At 68.1% G+C, this 17154-nt stretch carries 17 protein-coding genes; 11 read left to right on the forward strand and 6 right to left on the reverse strand.

Annotation, left to right across the window (positions count from 1 at the left end):
* Window positions 1-85 precede the first annotated feature (85 nt).
* Together OK349_RS11885 and OK349_RS11890 are read left to right on the forward strand one after the other, a co-directional pair.
* Window positions 86-658: a cell wall hydrolase gene (locus OK349_RS11885; RefSeq protein ID WP_306310663.1), complete on the forward strand. Its 573-nt coding sequence runs from the start codon at window positions 86-88 to the stop codon at window positions 656-658.
* 38 nt (window positions 659-696) lie between these two features.
* Window positions 697-1191 carry an MmcB family DNA repair protein gene (locus OK349_RS11890; protein WP_265118014.1) on the forward strand — a complete coding sequence of 165 codons (495 nt, stop codon included), beginning with the start codon at window positions 697-699 and terminating at the stop codon, window positions 1189-1191.
* Here OK349_RS11890 and OK349_RS11895 read toward each other — a convergent pair.
* The gene (locus OK349_RS11895; protein WP_265118015.1) at window positions 1188-1787 is read right to left on the reverse strand and encodes an ankyrin repeat domain-containing protein; all 600 of its coding nucleotides are present in this window, start codon (window positions 1785-1787) and stop codon (window positions 1188-1190) included. The two genes, OK349_RS11890 and OK349_RS11895, sit on opposite strands and share 4 nt — an antisense overlap.
* A gap of 71 nt (window positions 1788-1858) precedes the next feature.
* Between OK349_RS11895 and OK349_RS11900 the strand changes: the two genes are divergently transcribed.
* From OK349_RS11900 to OK349_RS11910, 3 genes are read left to right on the forward strand one after another with little or no spacing between them, the layout of a single operon-like run.
* A complete protein-coding gene (locus OK349_RS11900) occupies window positions 1859-2452 on the forward strand; it encodes an SCO family protein (RefSeq protein ID WP_265118016.1) in 594 nt (197 codons plus the stop codon).
* Window positions 2449-2877: a YcgN family cysteine cluster protein gene (locus tag OK349_RS11905; protein WP_265118017.1), complete on the forward strand. Its 429-nt coding sequence runs from the start codon at window positions 2449-2451 to the stop codon at window positions 2875-2877. The genes OK349_RS11900 and OK349_RS11905 overlap by 4 nt, the downstream gene beginning before the upstream one ends.
* Window positions 2874-3548: a M48 family metallopeptidase gene (locus OK349_RS11910; RefSeq protein WP_265118018.1), complete on the forward strand. Its 675-nt coding sequence runs from the start codon at window positions 2874-2876 to the stop codon at window positions 3546-3548. Before OK349_RS11905 ends, OK349_RS11910 begins: the two co-directional genes overlap by 4 nt.
* Here the strand turns inward: OK349_RS11910 and OK349_RS11915 are convergent.
* The 3 genes from OK349_RS11915 to OK349_RS11925 form a co-directional block, all read right to left on the reverse strand.
* Window positions 3524-5641 carry a transglycosylase domain-containing protein gene (locus tag OK349_RS11915; protein WP_265118019.1) on the reverse strand — a complete coding sequence of 706 codons (2118 nt, stop codon included), beginning with the start codon at window positions 5639-5641 and terminating at the stop codon, window positions 3524-3526. The genes OK349_RS11910 and OK349_RS11915 overlap by 25 nt on opposite strands.
* A gap of 114 nt (window positions 5642-5755) precedes the next feature.
* Window positions 5756-6166, reverse strand: a complete 411-nt coding sequence (gene msrB / locus OK349_RS11920; protein WP_265118020.1) for a peptide-methionine (R)-S-oxide reductase MsrB — start codon at window positions 6164-6166, stop codon at window positions 5756-5758.
* A 31-nt stretch (window positions 6167-6197) separates the two neighbouring features.
* A complete protein-coding gene (locus OK349_RS11925) occupies window positions 6198-6821 on the reverse strand; it encodes a class I SAM-dependent methyltransferase (protein WP_265118021.1) in 624 nt (207 codons plus the stop codon).
* 185 nt (window positions 6822-7006) lie between these two features.
* Here OK349_RS11925 and OK349_RS11930 point away from each other — a divergent pair, with 185 nt between their 5' ends.
* The gene (locus tag OK349_RS11930; protein ID WP_265118022.1) at window positions 7007-7330 is read left to right on the forward strand and encodes an antibiotic biosynthesis monooxygenase; all 324 of its coding nucleotides are present in this window, start codon (window positions 7007-7009) and stop codon (window positions 7328-7330) included.
* A gap of 42 nt (window positions 7331-7372) precedes the next feature.
* Window positions 7373-8641, forward strand: a complete 1269-nt coding sequence (locus OK349_RS11935) for an MFS transporter (RefSeq protein ID WP_265118598.1) — start codon at window positions 7373-7375, stop codon at window positions 8639-8641.
* On the opposite strand, the gene OK349_RS11940 is transcribed toward OK349_RS11935, so the two are convergent.
* Window positions 8592-10886, reverse strand: a complete 2295-nt coding sequence (locus OK349_RS11940; protein ID WP_265118023.1) for a CDC48 family AAA ATPase — start codon at window positions 10884-10886, stop codon at window positions 8592-8594. The genes OK349_RS11935 and OK349_RS11940 overlap by 50 nt on opposite strands.
* A 332-nt stretch (window positions 10887-11218) precedes the next feature.
* On the opposite strand from OK349_RS11940, the gene OK349_RS11945 reads away from it, so the two are divergent.
* Complete coding sequence (locus OK349_RS11945) at window positions 11219-12106, forward strand: LysR substrate-binding domain-containing protein (protein WP_265118024.1); 888 nt, start codon at window positions 11219-11221, stop codon at window positions 12104-12106.
* 66 nt (window positions 12107-12172) lie between these two features.
* Window positions 12173-12769 (forward strand): hypothetical protein, encoded by a 597-nt coding sequence (locus OK349_RS11950; protein ID WP_265118025.1) that lies wholly within the window; start codon window positions 12173-12175, stop codon window positions 12767-12769.
* Between the two features lie 6 nt (window positions 12770-12775).
* On the opposite strand, the gene OK349_RS11955 is transcribed toward OK349_RS11950, so the two are convergent.
* Window positions 12776-15079 (reverse strand): FtsK/SpoIIIE family DNA translocase, encoded by a 2304-nt coding sequence (locus tag OK349_RS11955; protein ID WP_265118026.1) that lies wholly within the window; start codon window positions 15077-15079, stop codon window positions 12776-12778.
* 95 nt (window positions 15080-15174) lie between these two features.
* Here OK349_RS11955 and OK349_RS11960 point away from each other — a divergent pair, with 95 nt between their 5' ends.
* Window positions 15175-16392, forward strand: coding sequence for an FAD-dependent monooxygenase (locus OK349_RS11960; RefSeq protein WP_265118027.1), 1218 nt, complete (start codon window positions 15175-15177; stop codon window positions 16390-16392).
* Between the two features lie 15 nt (window positions 16393-16407).
* Window positions 16408-17151, forward strand: coding sequence for a DUF695 domain-containing protein (locus tag OK349_RS11965; protein ID WP_265118028.1), 744 nt, complete (start codon window positions 16408-16410; stop codon window positions 17149-17151).
* Window positions 17152-17154 lie beyond the last annotated feature (3 nt).

Raw genomic sequence — 17154 nt, forward strand, 5'->3', positions numbered from 1 at the left:
TTGAATGTCCTTTTCTGCACGGGCCGCGCTCATCGCGGCTGTGACTCTTACCTTTGCCGCAGGCATTGGCGCGACCGCCCCGGGTGTGGCCCGGGAAGCCGAGAAGACGCCGCTTGCGGGGATCAACGATCCCGTCGTCCAGCAAGTTCCCACCATGGGCGAAGCGCTTGCCGATCTCGAGACCGAGACGCCGGCCACTCCCGCTCCCAGCGAACCCACGATCGATGACGGCGCGGCCGATGCCGACTATGCGACGCTCGCCGCCGCGGTCGCCGCGCAGTCGCTCGGGACCGACGATGCCGAGCTCAACTGCCTCGCAATCGGCGTCTATTACGAATCCAAGGGCGAGCCGCTCGAAGGCCAGCTCGCGGTGGCCGAGGTGATCCTCAACCGCGCCGAATCGGGTCGTTTCCCGCGCACCGTGTGCGGCGTGCTCACCCAGCGCGGCCAGTTCTCCTTCGTGCGCGGCGGCAAGCTGCCGCAGCCGCCCGAAAGCGCGCGCGCGTGGAAGACCGCGCTTGCGGTGGCGAAGGTCGCGAGGGGCGACATGTGGGACAGCCGCGTGTCGAAGGCGCTCTATTTCCACGCCCGCCACGTCTCGCCCGGCTGGCGCCGTGCGCGCGTCGGCAGCGTCGGCAACCACATCTTCTACCGCTAACGCTTCCGTTCGTTCGTCAAATGTTCTAGGTTGCGGAGATGGTTTCAGCTGTCCCTGCTGCCGAATCGGACCTTGCGCCGCTGGTCACCGCCGAGGTGACTCGCGGCGTTTGCCGCATGCTGCTGCGCCATGACTGCGTGGCGATGGCGGAGGTGCCGCTGGGCGACGGCCGCCGCGCCGACCTCATGGCGCTCAATGCGCGGGGCGAGATCATCATCGTCGAGGTCAAGGTGTCGCGCGCCGACCTGCTCGGCGACGGCAAATGGACCGACTATCTCGCGCATTGCGACCGCTTCTTCTGGGCGGTGCCGGCGGGGTTCGACCTGTCGCCGCTCGACACGCCGGGATTCCTGCCCGAGCGCGCCGGCGTGATCGTCGCCGACCGCTACGACGCAGCGATCGCGCGCGAGGCGCAGACCGTGCCGCTGGCGAGCGCGACGCGGCGCAAATGCACGCTCGCCTTCGCCCGCCGCGCCGCGCGCCGGGTGATCACGCTCACTGATCCCGACGCCGACGGGCTCGGCTGGGGCTAGAAGCTGGGCCCGGAGACCGCGCGCTTCTCGATCTTCGGCGCATCCTTGAGCATTTGTGCGATCACCGGCGAGCGCATGTCGCGCGCCGCATAATCGCGCGCGTTCATGCCCGCCAGGCGATCGCGCTGATCGGGATCCGCCTTCTCGTTGAGCAAGGTGCGGACCAGCTCGGCGTCGCGCCGCTGGACCGCGCGGATCAGCGGGGTCTCGCCGCCATTATTGGCGAGGTTGACGTTCGCCTGCCTGGCCAGCAACCGCGCCACGCCCTCGGGCCAGTTCGCCTCGACCGCCAGCATCAGCGGCGAATTGCCCGCGCCGTCCTGCAGATTGGGGTTGCCGCCGCGCGCGAGGATGAAGTTGAGGTAGGTCATGTCGCGGCGCCTGGCGACGATGTGGATCGCCGCCTCGCCCTTCTCGTCGCGGACGTTGACGATCGTCTGGCCCGGCGCGTTGAGGAACTCGGTGACCTTGTTGCCGTCCTGTTCGCGCACGGCTTTGAGGAAATTGTAGCTGTCGGAATATTGCTGAGCGGCAGCCGGCAGCGCCAACGCAAGCAGCGCCGCGGCGAGTACGGGCCGGGACGAACGGAAAGACATGATCGGACAATGCCCCTGATGGATCGGAAACCTTGCAACGCGGCAAGTATCAGATCATGGCGGGTAGCGCCATGAACAGGTTGCTCGTCCCCGCACTCGCCCTCGCTTTTGCCGTCGCTGGTTGCGGCGAGGCCACGCCTGCCAAGAAATCGCTCGCCGACGCGCCGCTTGCCGGCGCTTCGATCGGCGGCCCGTTCACGCTGGTGAATGGCGACGGCAAGCCGGTCAAGGACACTGACTTCGCCGGCAAATACCGCATCATGTATTTCGGCTACACCTTCTGCCCCGACGTCTGCCCGGTCGACGTGCAGAATATCGGCGGCGCGATGAAGCTGCTCGACAAGCAGAAGCCCGAGCTGTCGGCGCAGATCGTGCCGGTCTTCGTCACGATCGATCCCGCGCGCGACACGCCCAAAGTGGTCAAGGAATTCACCCAGGCCTTCTATCCCCGCATGGTCGGCCTCACCGGCACGCCGGCGCAGGTCGACGCCGCAGCCAAGGCCTATCGCGTGCCCTATGCCAAGCGCGAGACGCCGAGCGGTTACCTTATGGATCACGGTCGCCAGGCTTACCTCATGGGTACCAAGGGCGAGCCGATCGCGTTGCTGCCGCAGGACCAGAACCCGCAGGCGATCGTGGCGGAGATCGAGCGCTGGATCGGGTGAAGCCCTTCTGGGAGCAGCCGCTCTCGAGCCTTGACCGCGCGCAATGGGAGGCATTGTGCGACGGCTGTGGCAAATGCTGTCTGCACAAGATCGAGGACGAGGATACCGGCGAGCTCTACGCCACCAACGTCGCGTGCCGGCTGCTCGACCGGCATGCGGGCAGGTGCAGCGACTATAAGCACCGCCACGCCTATGTCGCCGAGTGCGTTCGCCTCAACGCGAATAATGTCGACGACATCGCCTGGCTGCCACAGACCTGCGCCTATCGCTTGCGCGCGGCAGGCGAGAAATTGCCTGACTGGCACTATCTGGTGAGCGGCGACCGCGAGAGCGTGCACAAAGCGGGTGAATCGGTGCGCGGCTGGACGATCTCCGAGGATGTCGCCGGCGATCTCGAGCACCACATGGTCGACAAGGCGCTGTGACCCGGGGGATCGAGGTCGTCCGGCATCCGCGCGCGCGGCGGATGAAGCTCTCGGTCGACAATGCCACCGGGCAGGTCCGGCTCACCCTGCCGCCGCGCGCGCCGGTCGGCCCGGCGCTGCGCTGGGCCGAGCAGCAGCAGGAATGGATCGCGCGGGCGCTCGAACGCCGCATCGCGCCCGTGCCGTTCGTGCCGGGGGCGGCGATCCTGTATCTTGGGGAAGAGGTCGGCCTTGGCTGGGACAGCGGCTTTCCCCGCACGCCGGTGCTCGATGACGGACAGCTGATCGCCGGAGGCCCGCGCGAGGGCTATGAACGCCGGATCGAACGCTGGCTGCGCAAGACCGCGCTCGACAGGCTGAGCGCGGAGACTGGCGAATATGCCGCGAAAGCCGGGGTGACCGTCAGCCGCGTTGCGATCGGCGATCCCAAGGGACGCTGGGGAAGCTGCGCGTCATCGGGCGTGATCCGCTACAGCTGGCGGCTGATCCTCGCCCCGCCCGCGGTGCGCCGCGCGACCGTGGCGCATGAGGTGGCGCATCGGGTGCATATGAACCACAGCTCGGCTTTCCATGCCGTGGTGCGCGAGCTCTACGGCAAGGATCCGGTTCGCGAGCGCGCCTGGCTGCGCGCCAACGCGATGCGGCTTCACTCGTTCGGGCGCGAATCCTGAGGCTGACGAGGCGCGTCACGCGGCGGATCGCGCGGGGGTAGCCGATCGTCGGGTTCGCGCGCGGGCGGCGGATTGCGCTGGCCGCGGCCGGTCATCCGGTCGAGCCAGTCCTGGTCGATCGTGCCGTCTTCCCCGCCCTCGATTCCCGGGTCCGCCTCGGGCCCTTGCAGCGCGCCGGGATTGACCTCGTCGCGCGGGACCGGGTTGCCGTCCTCGTCGACGAACAGGCCGTTGTCGGGCTCGCCATAGACTTCCTGGTCGGGTTCGATCTGCCATTCGGGCAGCGTCACCTCGGTCTCGAACTCCTCGACCGGGCGTCCCGCCACGGCCGGCCGCATGAAGGCGGCGAAGGCGCGCGCCGGCGCGGTGCCGCCCTGCAGCCCGCCGACTGCCCTGGCATCGTCGCGGCCCATCCACACGCCGGTGGTGAGGCCCGAGGAGAAGCCGAGGAACCAGCCATCCTTGTTCGAGCTGGTCGTGCCGGTCTTGCCCGCCACCGGCCGCCCGATCTGCGCCGCGCGGCCGGTGCCGGTGGCGACCGCGGTCTGCAGCAGGTCGGTCATCTGCGCGGCGACATAGGGCGCAACCAGCACGCGCGAGGTATCCACCTCGTGCTGGTAGATCACCGCGCCGTTCGCGGTGACGCGGGTGATCGCATAGGGGGTGACCGCGACGCCCTTCTGCCCGACCGAGGCGAAGGCGCGGGTCATGTCGATGAGGCGGACGTTGCTGGTGCCGAGCACCATCGCCGGCTGGGTGTTGATCGGCGTGGTGATGCCGAAGCGGCGCGCCATGTCGGCGACCGTGCCGAAGCCGACCTCCTGGCCGAGCTTGGCGGCGATCGTGTTGATAGAATAGGCGAAGGCCGAGCGCAGCGTCATCTCGCCCGAGAAGCGGCCCGAGCTGTTGCGCGGGCTCCAGCCGTTGATCGTCACCGCCTCGTCGACCAGCCGGTCCTCGACCTTGTGCCCCGCCTCGAGCGCGGCGAGATAGACGAACAGCTTGAACGCCGAACCCGGCTGGCGCGTCGCCTGGGTCGCGCGGTTGTAGATCGAGGAGACATAGTCGCGCCCGCCGACCATCGCGCGCACCGCACCGTCGCGGTCGAGGCTGACCAGCGCGCCCTGCGCCCCTGCCGGTGTGTTGGCCTGGATCGCCTGGGTCGCGGCGTTCTGCATGCGCAGGTCGATCGTGGTCCACACGTCGAGCGGGGCGACAGTCTCGTCGATCAGCACCTCGAGCTGGGGCAGCGCCCAGTCGGTGAAGTAGCGCACGCTGTTCTGCTTGGGCGGCGCGGCGAGCTTGACCTCGGCCGGCCGCGCGGCGTCGGCCTGGGCGCGGGTGAGCGTACCGGTCTCGACCATCACGTTGAGCACCACGCTGGCGCGGCCGATCGCGGCTTCGGCGTCGGCGGTGGGCGAATAGCGCGACGGCGCCTTGACCAGCCCCGCGATCACCGCGGCTTCGGACAAAGTGAGGTTAGTCGCGGGATGACCGAAAAAGGTGCGCGAGGCGGCGTCGATGCCATAGGCGCCGCCGCCGAAATAGACCTTGTTGAGGTAGAGTTCGAGGATCTGGTCCTTGGTGAATTTGCGCTCGAGCGCCAGCGCCAGGATCATCTCGCGCGCCTTGCGGCCGAAATCGTACTTGTTCGACAGGAATACGGTGCGCGCGACCTGCTGGGTGATGGTCGATCCGCCCTGCAGCCGGCGGTCGGTGCCGCGATTGTCCACCGCGAACTTGGCGATGCGCGCCAGCGCCACCGGATCGACGCCCCAGTGCGAGCGGAAGCGCCGGTCCTCGATCGCGACCATCGCGTCGCGCATCGGTGCGGGGATCTGGCTATAGGGGATCCATTCGCCATAGCTCGGGCCGAGCGAGACGATCACCGTCCCGTCCGCGGCATGGACGCGGATCATCTGGCCGTTGGGCGAGGATTTGAGCTCGTCGAAGCTCGGCAGCGAGGCGCGCGCGGTATAGACCGCGATGGCGAGGGCAATGAAGCCGGCGAGCGCGAGTGTCACGCCACCGATCAACACCCATTTCAGGATGCGGCGAACTTTCGACGGGCGTGCGGGGGATTTTCTGGGCATCTGAGCTGGCGCGAACCTACCGGCGAACCGCTCGGCTCACAAGCTGGTCGATCATTTGGATATGCGGCGCCGGCCGGCGCCGCGAAATGCGCTTCGCGCATTTCCAAACAGCGCTCAGGCCTCGCCGTTTTCGCTGCGCGGGCGAAACTCGAGCGCGACCGAATTGATGCAGTAGCGCAGCCCGGTCGGTGGCGGACCGTCGGGGAAGACATGCCCCTGGTGCCCGTCGCAGCGCGCGCAGCGCACCTCGGTGCGCACCATGCCATGGCTCGAATCGCCATGCTCGGTCACATGGTCCGCGGCGACGGGCCGCGTGAAGCTCGGCCAGCCCGATCCCGAATCATATTTGTCGTCGCTGTCGAACAGCTCGAGCTGGCAGCCCGCGCAGCGATAGATGCCGTCGGCCTTGGTGTCGGTATAGCGGCCGGCGAAAGCGCGTTCAGTGCCGGCCTCGCGGAGCACGTGATATTGCTCGGGGGTGAGCCGCTGGCGCCACTCCGATTCGGACAGGTTGAGCTGATCCATGCGCCCGATGTGAGGTGCCAGACGCCCGCCGTCAATCGGCAGGCTCGTCCTTCCACGCCCACCAGAGTTGTGCAGGCGGCACGTTCCACCATTCCATCTCGTGATCGATGCGCGCGAAGTGCGGCGTCAGGAAATTGCGGACGTTGGGATTGAACTGATAGACGAGGAACGCCCCACCCGGGCGCAGCACGCGCTGCGTGGCTTGCGCGATCACGTCGCCCACACCCGGCGGCAGGGTGGAGAAGGGCAGGCCGGACAGCACGTAATCGGCCTGTTCCGCGCCATGATCGGCGACGATCGCGCTCACATCCGCGGCCGAACCGTGGATCGCCGAGAAGCGCGGATCGACGATGCTCTGGCGCAGATAGGCGACGAAATCGGGGTTGGTGTCGATCGCGATATATTTCGCGTCCGGGCCCAACCGGTCGAGTACCGCGCGGCAGAAGGTGCCGACGCCGGGGCCGTACTCGACGAACACCTTGGTGTCCTCCCACTCCACGCGCGACAGCATCTTGCGAATGAGCTTGTTCGACGACGGGATGATCGATCCGACCATCACCGGATGCTTGAAGAAACCCTGGAGAAACAGCGCTTGCGGCGAGAGAGGACGCGCGGCCTTGCGCTTGCGCCGCGCGATCGTAGTGGAACCGGTCATCAACTTCCCTCTGTCGGTGTCACGTTCCTGTAGGACAGTTGCCATGGCTCTGTCATCTAGAGTCCGTTGAAAATGCGTCGAGGCGCATTTTGCGGCTGACACCACGCGTTCGTACAGACTCCATCTTAACGTTCTTCGTATCCTGGCGGTTGCGCTGTCCGCCGAAACCTTTCATCGCGAAACCCATGAGCTACCCGCGCCAAGGCCAGGTTGCCGTGATCTTCCTCTCGCAACGCACGCGGGAGGACGCCGAGGGCTATGCCGCGGCAGCCGAGGCAATGGCCACGCTCGCCGCCACGCAGCCAGGCTATGCCGGGATCGAGAGCGTGCGCGACGAAACCGGGCTCGGCGTCACGATCAGCTATTGGGCCGATGATGCGAGCGCGGCGGCGTGGCGTGACAATCCCGAGCATGCGCGGATCCGCGACCTGGGCCGCGCGCGCTGGTACGACTGGTATGTGCTGGAGGTGACGCGCGTCGAGCGCGGCTATCGCTGGGCGCGGCGCTAGACCTTGGCGCGCGACCGCACTTTCGCGATCCTGTTCCTGGTGATGTTCACCATCGCCGCCGGCAACACCGCCTTGCAATCGGTGCTCCCCGCGCTCGGCCGTTCGCTCGGCGTGCCCGACAGTGCGGTGGCGGCCGCCTTCTCGGTCTCGGCATTGCTGTGGACGCTGGCCGCGCCCTTCTGGGCCAACCGCTCGGACCGGCACGGCCGCCGTCAGATGGTGCTGCTCGGGCAGGCCGGCCTCACCGCCTCGCTGTTCTTCTGCGGGCTGTTCCTCGCTGCCGGGATCAACGGGTGGATCGCGCCTGCCACGGCGTTCGCCTTCTTCGTCGGCGCGCGCATGCTCTATGGCGGGTTCGGCTCGGCCGCACCGCCCGCAGTGCAGGCGATCGTCGCCGCGCGCACCAGCCGCGCGGAGCGCACCAAGGCGCTCACCCTGCTTGGTTCGGCCTTCGGGCTCGGTACCATTCTCGGCCCGGCGATCGCGCCCTATCTCGTGCTCGGCGATCTGTGGCGTGGTGGGCCGGCTATCGGGCTGGCGGGACCTGCGCTGATCTTCAGCATTGCGGCGTTGGCCATGATGCTGACGGTCGCGCGCTTCCTGCCGCGCGATGTCGACGCACCGGTGAGCCACGGCGCCGCGGCGAGCTATCCCTCGATCGGCGGGCAGGCGAGCGGGGCGAGCGTCACCGCGGCGACCGCCGCCAAGATCGAGCCGATCGGCTATCTCGACCCGCGCGTGCGCGCCTGGATGGTCTGCGGCCTGATCCTCGGCCACGCCCAGGCGATGGCAGGGCAGGTGATCGGCTTCCTGATCATCGACCGGCTGGGCGTGCCGCCGATCGAGGCGATCGAGGCGACCGGCCTGGTGCTGATGATGGGCGCGGGCTCAGCGCTGCTCGCGCAATGGGGGATCATCCCGCTGCTCAACCTCAAGCCGCGCCAGCTCATGCTGATCGGGCTGTCCTTGAGCGCGGTCGGCTGTTTCGCGACTGGCAGCGCGACCTCGCTCTACGGAATCGCCACCGCCTATGCGCTGGCGACGCTCGGCTTCGGCTTCTCGCGCCCGGGCTTCACCGCGGGCTCCTCGCTCGCGGTGGGGCAGGCGGCGCAGGGATCGGTGGCGGGCAAGGTCACCTCGATCAACGGCGCGGCGTTCATCCTTGGCCCGTCGATCGGCGTCGCCTTCTATGGCGTGTGGCGGCCGCTCCCCTATCTGGTCGCGGCCGCGGCGCTCGCGTTGCTTGCCCTCTACGGCTGGTTCACCCTTCGCGTTTCGGCCCCCGGCCCTGAAGCATCCCCGGAGCAATGAACCCGATCGGGTTCAGCGCCACCGCGTCCTGCTTCATCCGCGCGACGAGCTGGGCATATTCCGCTTCCATCTCCGGCGTGACGGTCGCGCGCGAGTCGGCCAGCGCCGCCTCGAAATGCGCCATGGTCACCTTGGCGTTGTCGCGCGACTCGCGCAGCGCGACCAGGCCGGCGCGGCGAACCACGTCCTCGAGGTCGGCGCCGGTGAAGCGCTCGGTGCGCGCGGCGATCGAGGCGAGGTCGACATCGTCGGCGAGCGGCATCTTCGCCGTCTGGATCTTGAGGATGCGCTCGCGTCCTGCCGCGTCGGGCACGCCGACATAGATCAGCTCGTCGAGCCGGCCCGGACGCATCAGCGCGGGGTCGATCAGGTTGGGCCGGTTGGTCGCGCCGATCACCACCACCGACTGCAGCTCCTCGAGCCCGTCCATCTCGGCGAGGATCGTGTTGACCACGCGCTCGGTGACCTGCGGCTCGCCCATCCCGCTACCGCGCGCGGGGACGAGGCTGTCGAGCTCGTCGATGAAGATCACGCACGGCGCCACCTGGCGCGCGCGGGCGAACAGACGGGCGATCTGCTGCTCGCTCTCGCCATACCATTTGGAGAGGAGGTCGCTCGACTTGGTGGCGATGAAGTTTGCCTCCGCCTCGCGCGCCACCGCCTTGGCGAGCAACGTCTTGCCGGTGCCGGGCGGGCCATAGAGCAGGAAGCCCTTGGCTGGACGGATGCCGAGGCGCCGGAACGCGTCGGGATCCTTCATCGGCAGCTCGACGCCTTCCTTGAGGCGCATCTGCGCGTCGTCGAGCCCACCGACATCCTCCCAATGGACGTTGGGCTTCTGCACCATCACTTCGCGCATCGCGGAAGGCTGGACGCGCTTCAGCGCCTCGACGAAATCCTCGCGCGTGACGGCCAGCGTCTCGAGCACTTCGGCGGGGATCGTCTTCTCCTCGAGGTTGAGCTTGGGCATGATCCGCCGCACCGCCTCGATCGCTGCCTCGCGCGCGAGCGCCGCGATATCGGCGCCGACAAAGCCGAAGGTGGTGCGCGCCAGCTCCGCCAGGTCGACGCCCTCGCCCAGCGGCATGCCGCGGGTATGGATACCGAGGATCTCGCGCCGTCCGCGCTCGTCCGGCACGCCGATCACGATCTCGCGGTCGAACCGGCCGGGCCGGCGCAGCGCTTCGTCGACCGCTTCGGGGCGGTTGGTGGCGGCGATGATCACGACATTGGCGCGCGCCTCGAGCCCGTCCATCAGCGTGAGCAGCTGCGCGACGAGACGCTTCTCCGCCTCGCCCGTCACTTGGCCGCGCTTGGGCGCGATCGAATCGATCTCGTCGATGAACACGATCGACGGGGCGTTCTCGTTCGCCTCCTCGAACACCTCGCGCAGGCGCTTCTCCGACTCGCCATAGGCCGAGCCCATGATCTCGGGCCCGTTGATCAGGAAGAATTGCGCGTCGGATTCGTTGGCGACCGCGCGGGCGAGCCGCGTCTTGCCGGTGCCGGGCGGGCCATGGAGCAGCACGCCCTTGGGCGGATCGACGCCCAGGCGCTGGAACAGCTCGGGATAGCGCAGCGGCAGCTCGACCATCTCGCGCAGCTGGTCGATCGTCGCGGCCATGCCGCCGATATCGTCATAGGTGACGTCGGCGCGGCGGAATTCCTTGGCTTCCTCGTAATCGGCGCGCAGCTCGATCTCGGTGCTCTCGTCGATATGGACGATGCCGCGCGGCGCCGCCGAGACCACGGTCAGGCGGATCTCCTGCAATGCATAGGCGGGCGCGCGCAGGTGCTGGAGCACGTTGGGCGGCATGTCCGACACGCGCTGCTGGCCGACGGTCGAGACGGTGTCGCCCTGGCACAGCGGGCGGCCGATGAAGGTGCGCTTCAGCGCATTGGCCGAGCCTTCGAGGCGCAGGTCCTTGCGCGCCGGGGCGAACACGACGCGCGTCGCGGGGCGCGATTCGGCGCGGCGGATCTCGACATAATCGCCCGATCCGACCCCGGCATTGGCGCGCTGGAGCCCGTCGATGCGCAGCAGCTCGAGCCCCTCGTCCTCGGGATAGGGGAAGACCGCGCGCGCGGGCGTGGTGCGCTTGCCGACGATCTCGATCACGTCGCCTTGCTGCAGGCCGAGCTCGGTCATCAGCGTGCGCGGAAGATGCGCGAGGCCGCGGCCGCTGTCCTCGGGGCGCGAATTGGCGACCTGGACCTTGCGTGTCGGGGTTTCGATATCGGCCATGGCTCTCCTTCCCTGCGGACCTTTGCGAGGGTGAGCGCGCCAGATAGGCACGCGGTTCCCCATGGGCTAGGGAGCTAACCGTTTCGGCGGCGATTCGGGCAAAAAAAAGGGCCGGTCCGTGGACCAGCCCATGAAAGGTTTAGGAGAGGATGCCTGAAAGGCCTGCTCTATGTGCAGTGCGGCGTATTTTTGTGCAAGTGCGAAAAGATAATATGATGATTGCAGTTTCTGCAATCTGTAACAATCGCGGTTTAGTGCCAATGTAACCGTTGTCAGGCCGCTTACCGTGATAACTGGTTGCAAACGGAAACGCTGCACCACACAAAACGCATATGCGAAGGTTGCCGCCCCTCACCGCCATCGAGGCGTTCGTCCAGGTTGCGCGGCTCGGCTCGGTCAAGGCCGCCGCCGAAGAGCTCGCGCTGTCCTCGCCCGCGCTCAGCCGCCGCGTCCAGGCGCTGGAGCGTTTCATCGGCAAGCAGCTGTTCGAACGGCGCCACCAGTCGATGAAGCTCAACCCCGACGGCGAGCGGCTGCTCGGCCTGATCGCGCCCGCGCTCGATTCGATGAGCGACGCGATCGAGGGGATGACCAGCGGGGTCGAGCTGCTGCGCCTGCGCCTCGGCACCCCGGCCCTGTTCGCGACGCAACGGCTGCTCCCGCATCTGGGCGCATTGCGCGCGATGCATCCGCAGCTCCATCTCGACATCGATACCGGCGGGCACGGCATGTCGCGGCTCGGCGACGGGCTCGACGCGGCGATCGTGCTCGCGCGCGACATCGATACCCTGCTCTATGGCCGCCGCCTCGATCGCAACCGCATCCGCCTGGTCGCGGCGCGGCATCTGGTCGAGGGACCGAACGCGATTCAACGGCCTGAGCAGCTCGACGGCATGACCGTGATGGTCCATCGCGACATGGCCGACAGCTTCGAGATCTGGCGCGACGCGCTGGGGCTGCCGCAGATCGAGCCGGTGGCGGTCGACCTGTTCGATTCGGGCTCGCTGCTGCTCGAGGCGGCGGCGCAGGGCGTCGGCATCGCCTTCATGCTCGATTCGCACGTGATCCGGACGGACGACCCGCGCATCGCGACCCTGTTCGAGCCGGTGGTGAAGAGCCCCTATTCCTACTGGTTCGTGTGCCGCCCGCGCGCGCTCGAGCAGCGCCCGGTCAAGTTGTTCCACGACTGGATGATCGGCACGATCGAAATGGACGCCTGAGCGCCCGGCGCTTCGATCCGTCGCGGCGTCATGCTATGATGCGCGGGCAAGATCGGGGGCATCGGCATGGCACGTTTCTTGTCTTCGCAATTCGAGCATGGTGGCCGTCTGTACCATCTCGAGCTGACCATCGACCGCATCGCGGCGCTGCGCGACGAGCTGTCGATCAACATCGTCGCGCGAAGCTATTCGGAGCGCAGAGACGGCGCGGCGGAGATCGAGGCGGCCCTGACGCTCGATCTCGAACGGAACGAGATCATCGTCGCGATCGAGGGCGAGGAGATCGGACGGATCCCGCTCGACGCGACGGAGGTCGCGGAAGCCGATGAGGCGGACGTCGGCGCGGAAGGCGCCGCGCATGGCGCATGGGAGCCGCTGGTGAGACATCTCGTCGATCGCAATGGCAATCCCCTTGCGGAGACGGTCGAAGCGATCATCGAGGCGATTCCGACGGGCGATCCGTTGCTGGGCTGCCTGCTCAAGGGTGCGATCAGCGCCGGCGTCGGTCAGATCATCCGTTGCCACGGGAAACTCCAGCCCCAGGATGAGACGGTCGGGGAGAAACTGCGCGCGATCGCGCGATGCCTCGGGAGGAGCGTGTGGGGCATGCTCGGACGCGCGACCGTGCGATCGCTGCGCTGCATGGCGAGGGGCGGTATCTGAGCGCCGTCAGAGCGGCCGGCCGTCCTGATCCATCAGCACTTCGCGCCGCCCGACATGGTCGGGGCGCGAGACCAGGCCGTCCTTCTCCATCCGCTCGATGAGGCGCGCCGCCGAGTTGTAGCCGACGCGCAATTGCCGCTGAAGCCACGAGGTCGAGGCCTTCTGGCTCTCGGCGACGAGCTGCACCGCGCGGCGATAGAGCTGCTCCTCGGGCGAATCGTCGCCGGTCGGTGCGCCGTCGAGCGCGAACTCTTCGCCCTCCGGCTCCTCGGTGACGGCTGAGATATAGTCGGGCGCGCCTTGCGCGCGCCAGTGATCGGCGACCGCCATCACTTCCTCGTCGCTGACGAATGGCCCGTGGACGCGCGCGATCTGCTTGCCGCCTGGCATGTAGAGCATGTCGCCCTTGCCCAGCAGCTGCTCGGCACCCTGCTCGCCCAGGATGGTGCGCGAATCGATCTTGCTGGTGACGTGGAAGGAAATGCGCGTCGGCAGGTTCGCCTTGATCACGCCCGTGATGACGTCGACCGAGGGGCGCTGAGTCGCCATGATCAGATGGATACCCGCCGCGCGCGCCTTCTGCGCCAGGCGCTGGATCAGGAACTCGACTTCCTTGCCCGCGGTCATCATCAGGTCGGCGAGCTCGTCGACCACGATCACGATCTGCGGCAGCGGGTTGAGGTCGAGCGTCTCCTCCTCGTAGAGCGGCTGGCGCGTCTCGGGGTCATAGCCGACCTGTACCTTGCGCCCCAGCTTCTGCCCCTTGGCGAGCGCCTGGCGCACCTTGTCGTTGAAGCTGCCGAGGCTGCGGACGTTGACCGAGGCCATCATCCGGTAGCGCTCCTCCATCTGCTCGACCGCCCATTTGAGCGCGCGCACCGCCTTGGGCGGGTCGGTCACGACATCGGCGAGCAGGTGGGGGATGTCCTTGTACATGCTGAGTTCCAGCATCTTCGGATCGATCATGATCAGCCGGCACTGGTCCGGGGTCAGCCGGTAAAGCAGCGACAGGATCATGCAGTTGAGGCCGACCGACTTGCCCGAACCGGTGGTGCCGGCAACCAGCAGATGCGGCATCGGCGCGAGGTCCGCGATCACCGGATCGCCGGCGATGTTCTTGCCGAGCACGATCGGGAGCTGCGCGCCCATATCCTCGAAGCTGTCGCTGCCGACCAGTTCGTGCAGGCTCACCATCTCGCGCTTGGCGTTGGGCAGCTCGATGCCGATCACGCTCCGCCCGGGGATGGTCGCGACGCGCGCCGAGACCGCGGACATGTTGCGCGCGATATCGTCGGCGAGCTGGACCACGCGGCTTGCCTTGATCCCGCTCGCGGGTTCGAGCTCGTACATCGTCACGACCGGGCCCGGCCGCACCTCGACGATCTGGCCCTTCACGTGGAAATCGTCGAGCACGCTCTCGAGCAGCCGTGCGTTGCGCTCGAGCGCGGCCTTGTCGACCGCCGCGCTGCCGCTCTTGGGTGCGGCCTTGAGCAGGTCGAGCGGGGGGAGCTTGTAGCTGCCCTTGAAATCGAGGCTGGTCTGCACCGGCTTGGCCTTGGGCGGCGACGGCGGCGGGGCGGGATCGGCGATCACCGGCCCCGGGCGCGTGTCGGGCAGCGCCATCTTACGCGGCTTGGGCGTCGCGGCGGGGGCGAACAGGTCGGCGGCATCGTCGAAGTCCCCGCCCGCATCGTCCGCTCCGGTCCGCTCGCGCCGCGGCAGGCGCAGCTGCTGCACGTCGAACTGTACGCTCCGCGCCCAGATTACCACGCCCGCAATCCCCGCGATCACACCGAGCGCGCGCCCGCCCCACAGGGTGATCGCGGGATCGCCGGCAAGGCCGAGTGCCCAGCGGAACAGGTTGGCGATTGACAGCCCGACGACGCCGCCCCAGCTGCCGGGGAGCTCGATCTCGAGCGCCGCGCGGCTGGAGACGAACGCCAGCGCCGTGCCCATCAGCGCGACGCCCGTCGCGGCGCCCGCCAGCATGCGCCCCCAGGCGCCGACCGGATTGCCCTTCCACAGCCGCGTCGCGACGATCAGCCCGACCGGGGCGAGCAGCACGACGGGAGGGCCGCCGATCGCGAGCAGCAAGTCGGCCAGCCACGCGCCCGGCGTGCCGAGCAGGTTCTGCGCAGGCCCGCCCGACGCGGTGTTGAGCGAGGGATCGCCGCCGGTATAGGTCCCGAGCGCGAGCACCGCGGCGAGCGTCGCGGCGAACAGCGCGATCGCGCCGATCAGCGCGCCGCTGCGTCTCGCTCCCGCCTTCATCGTGTCACGCCACAGCATCGGCTGCACCCGGCTCGCCATGATTGCCTCTGAATGTCTCGAAACTTCCCGCTCAGGTGGAATCATCCACCCTGCGGACTCTGGCGTCAAGGCAGCGGCTCGGCTACTCGCCGCATATGACCCAGGCGGACGTTCTCATCCTCGGCGGCGGACTGGTTGGGAGTGCGCTCGCCGTCGCGCTCCACCGGCACGGCATTTCCAGCATCGTGATTGATCCCGCGGACCCGCAGCTGATCCTCGCCGCGGCGCATGACGGCCGCGCCTCGGCGATCGCCGCTGCGCCGATGCGGATGCTGAAGACGATCGGCGTGACGGATCGCCTGGCCGGCAAGGGCTGCCCGATCGAGAGCATCCGGGTGAGCGACGGGCTCGAACCGGGCAAGCTCGACTTCGATCCGCAGGGCGGCGAAGGTGCGCTCGGCACGATGTTTGAGAACCGCCATCTGCGTGCCGCGCTGATGGCGGCGGCGAGCGAGGCGCCCCTCGCCGATGTCCGCATGCAGACCCGCGCGCTTGCCGTCGAGCGAGGCGCGCACGGCGTCTCAGCGACGCTCAGCACCGGCGAGACGGTGACGGCGCGTCTCCTGATCGGCGCGGAGGGGCGGAACTCGCCGACGCGCGACTCCGCGCACCTCAATGTCGCGCGCTGGACCTATGATCATTCGGCGATCGTCACCTCGCTCCATCACGAGCACAGCCACGAGAATACGGCGTTCGAGATCTTCTATCCGCAGGGCCCGTTCGCGATCCTGCCGCTGGTCGACGACGAACGCGGCCACCGCTCGGCGATCGTGTGGTCCGTCAAACGGCACGAGGAAGCGGGGATGATGAAGCTCTCCGAACGCGGCTTCCTCGCCGAGGCGGAGCGGAAGATGGGCGGGTTCCTCGGTAAGCTCGGCCCGCTTGGTCCGCGCTTCAGCCATCCGCTCGGCTTCCACCATGCCGCGAAGATCACCGCTGAGCGGCTCGCGCTGGTCGGCGACGCCGCGCACGGCATCCATCCGATCGCGGGCCAGGGCGTCAATGTCGGCTTCCGCGATGTCGCCGCGCTGGTCGAGGTGCTGGTCGAGGGCAAGCGCCTCGGGCTCGACCTTGGCGACCCGCAGCTGCTCGCGCGCTACGAGCGCTGGCGCAGCCTCGACACCTTCATGGTCAGCGTCGCCACCGATGCGCTGACGCATCTGTTCGGCATTCCAGGCAAGACCGCCCATGCCGCGCGCCGCTTCGGCCTCTCGGCGGTCGACAAGCTGCCCGCGCTCAAGAACTGGTTCATGGCCGAAGCGCGCGGCGAATCGGGCGCGACGCCGCGGTTGCTGCACGGGGAAATGGCCTGACGCAAAGGGGGCGCCGTGGCGGAGGACTGGAACTTCTATCTGTGCCGCGTCGACGACAAGCCGGCGTCGATCTTCCTCGATCTCGCGCTGCATGATCAGGCGCCGGTCCCGGCGTTCAGGCAGCTCGGCTATGCCCATGTCTTCATGCGGCAGCCGCGCCCGGACGGTCTGTCGAGCAGCGAGGAGTTCGAGACGCTTTCGCAGATCGACGAAGCGCTGGACCAGGCGGTGGCAACGCTTGCCGGCCGCTATGTCGGCCGGCTGACCACGGATGGGACACGGACTTATTATTTCTACGGCGCGAATGCCGCGTCGTTCGAAGCGGCGTTTTCCGCGGCGATGCGCGGATTCGCCGGATATGAGTTCGAAACCGGGCAGCGCGACGATCCGGGCTGGTCGATCTATCGCGACTTCCTCTACCCTGGTCCGGCGGATCGCCAGCGGATCGCGAACCAGAAAGTCGTGAACGCCCTGCTCGATCGCGGCGACAAACCACAGCTGCCGCGGCCGATTGAGCACTGGGCCTATTTCCCGGATGCGACACGCGCCTCGGCATTTATTGCGTGGCTGCAAGCGCGCGATTTCAGGATCCTGCGCTCCGACCCGGTCGAGCAAGGCAGCCATCTGGTGCTGTTCATGCGCGTCGATCAGCCCTCTGCCATCGATGAGGTCGTGCTGCCCCTCCACGCCCATGCCGAGGAGCTCGGCGGCGAATATGACGGCTGGGAATGCCAGGCGATCGCACCCGGCGAGGATTGACCT

The organism is Sphingomonas sp. BT-65, assembly GCF_026107375.2.
Taxonomy (GTDB): Bacteria; Pseudomonadota; Alphaproteobacteria; order Sphingomonadales; family Sphingomonadaceae; genus Sphingomonas.

Bases quoted from the DNA above. Each gene is read 5' to 3' on its own strand.
- OK349_RS11890 (WP_265118014.1), top strand. From the start codon at position 697: ATGGTTTCAGCTGTCCCTGCTGCCGAATCGGACCTTGCGCCGCTGGTC.
- OK349_RS11895 (WP_265118015.1), bottom strand. From the start codon at position 1,787: ATGTCTTTCCGTTCGTCCCGGCCCGTACTCGCCGCGGCGCTGCTTGCG.
- OK349_RS11900 (WP_265118016.1), top strand. From the start codon at position 1,859: ATGAACAGGTTGCTCGTCCCCGCACTCGCCCTCGCTTTTGCCGTCGCT.
- OK349_RS11915 (WP_265118019.1), bottom strand. From the start codon at position 5,641: ATGCCCAGAAAATCCCCCGCACGCCCGTCGAAAGTTCGCCGCATCCTG.
- msrB (WP_265118020.1), bottom strand. From the start codon at position 6,166: ATGGATCAGCTCAACCTGTCCGAATCGGAGTGGCGCCAGCGGCTCACC.
- OK349_RS11925 (WP_265118021.1), bottom strand. From the start codon at position 6,821: ATGACCGGTTCCACTACGATCGCGCGGCGCAAGCGCAAGGCCGCGCGT.
- OK349_RS11930 (WP_265118022.1), top strand. From the start codon at position 7,007: ATGAGCTACCCGCGCCAAGGCCAGGTTGCCGTGATCTTCCTCTCGCAA.
- OK349_RS11935 (WP_265118598.1), top strand. From the start codon at position 7,373: ATGTTCACCATCGCCGCCGGCAACACCGCCTTGCAATCGGTGCTCCCC.
- OK349_RS11940 (WP_265118023.1), bottom strand. From the start codon at position 10,886: ATGGCCGATATCGAAACCCCGACACGCAAGGTCCAGGTCGCCAATTCG.
- OK349_RS11945 (WP_265118024.1), top strand. From the start codon at position 11,219: ATGCGAAGGTTGCCGCCCCTCACCGCCATCGAGGCGTTCGTCCAGGTT.
- OK349_RS11950 (WP_265118025.1), top strand. From the start codon at position 12,173: ATGGCACGTTTCTTGTCTTCGCAATTCGAGCATGGTGGCCGTCTGTAC.
- OK349_RS11955 (WP_265118026.1), bottom strand. From the start codon at position 15,079: ATGGCGAGCCGGGTGCAGCCGATGCTGTGGCGTGACACGATGAAGGCG.
- OK349_RS11960 (WP_265118027.1), top strand. From the start codon at position 15,175: ATGACCCAGGCGGACGTTCTCATCCTCGGCGGCGGACTGGTTGGGAGT.